The organism is Candidatus Eremiobacteraceae bacterium, from assembly GCA_035710745.1.
Classification (GTDB): domain Bacteria; phylum Vulcanimicrobiota; class Vulcanimicrobiia; order Eremiobacterales; family Eremiobacteraceae; genus JANWLL01.
Window position 1 is genome coordinate 1 of the sequence record DASTCX010000027.1, and the last position, 1705, is coordinate 1705.

Annotated in this window: 1 protein-coding gene; it reads left to right on the plus strand. The window is 67.7% G+C overall.

Annotation, left to right across the window (positions count from 1 at the left end; genetic code table 11):
- Window positions 1–287 precede the first annotated feature (287 nt).
- A partial coding sequence (locus tag VFO25_11200; protein HET9343467.1) for an MMPL family transporter occupies window positions 288–1705 on the plus strand: 1418 nt, incomplete at its 3' end.

Here is a 1705-nt window from a genome sequence, read left to right on the forward strand (position 1 = left end):
GCAATCCGTGCTGGATGCTGCTTGCGAGCGACGCGCCGCCGCCCGCGATCGCGATGGCGAAGATCAACCAGTCGACGAGCCAGTCGCGGCGCGACCGCTGCGCCGGGGGTGCGTCGTCCTCCTCGGGAGCGAAGAGCAGGCGGAAACGATTCATCGTCGCCCAGCGTAGGCCGCGCCCGCCCCCTTGCCCACCCGACCGAAGTCGGTGCAGCCATCGACTTCGGTCGCCCCAGAAATCGCCCTGCGGCCGATTGTTGCGACAGCCGCCCGAGCGAATCCTGAGTGGCGTGATCCGCAACAGACAGGAGACGCCCATGCTCGCGCTCGCCCGCTGGACCCTCAGGCACAAACGACTCGTCACCGGCTTCTGGGTGGCAGTCACGATCGCCGCGTTTGCAGCGATCGGCCCGGCCGGGAAGTCCCTCTCGCAGCAGTTCAGTGTTCCTGGCCGCGAGGGCTTCGAAGCAAATCAGCAGATCGCCACGATCTACGGCAGCGGAGGCGACGTTGCTCCGCTTGTCCCCGTTGTGCAGCTGCCGAAGGGCACGACGGTTGACTCCCCTGGCGTCAGAAGCGAACTCGCAGCTGCGCTCGCACACGTGAGCAACGCACTTCCGAAGGCGCGGATCGCGTCCTACGCCTCGACCGGCGACCGGTCGTTCGTCTCGGCCGACGGCCGCACGACGTTCGCGCTCGTCGACATCCCCGCTCGCGGTGGCGTCGACCAGGGACAGCCGGAAGCACGGCTCGCACAGAAGGCACTGGCCGGTGTCACCGTCCGAGGGGCGAGCGTGCGGGTCACCGGGCTCGACGCACTCCGCGCAACCGGAAACGACACAGGCGGCACCGGAACAGGCGTGTTGATCGGGACGCTCCTGGCGGCACTCGGCGCGCTCCTCGTGCTCGCCTTCGTGTTCCGCTCGTTCACCGCGGTCATCCCGCTGCTGATGGCGGTCGTCGCCATCCCGACGACCTTTCTCCTGATCTGGCCGCTCGCGACCGTTACGAGCGTTTCGGTGATCGTGCAGTTCCTGGTGGCACTGATCGGCCTAGGGATCGCGATCGACTACGCACTCCTGATTGTCGTCCGCTGGAGGGAAGAACGGCAGCAGCCGGGTATCACGAACGACCAAGCCGTCCTGAATGCGATGCAGCACGCAGGCTCCGCTGTGGTCTTCAGCGGGACCACCGTTGGCATCTCACTCCTGGCGTTGCTCGCGGTGCCGATTCCCGCCCTGCGCAGCATCGGGATCGCCGGCTTGCTGATCGCCCTGGTCAGCGTCGCTGTCGGCGTGACGCTGCTGCCGGTCGTGCTTGCCACGGTCGGCCCGAAGGTCGACTGGCCGCGCAACCAGCGTGACGCTCGACCGAGCCGTGCATGGTCTTCGTGGGCACGGCTTGTTGTGCGCCACCGCTGGCTTGCCGCTGCAGTCTCCCTCTCGGTCCTCGGTGCGCTCGTTGTTGCTGCGTCGACGATTCAGTTCGGGAACCCGCGCGCAAGCTCACTCGCGCAGCAGGGCCAGGCCCGCATCGCGCTCGACAACCTCAACGACTCGGGAATCGGCAGCGGCCCGCTCTCGCCCTTCGACGCGCTCGTGAAGACGGGAGACGCCGCCTCGATCTCCAAGACCTTCGCGACTGTCGAGGGCGTCCGAGCGGCAGTAGCGCCCCCGGATTGGCGTCGAGACGGAACCGCTCTCGTCAC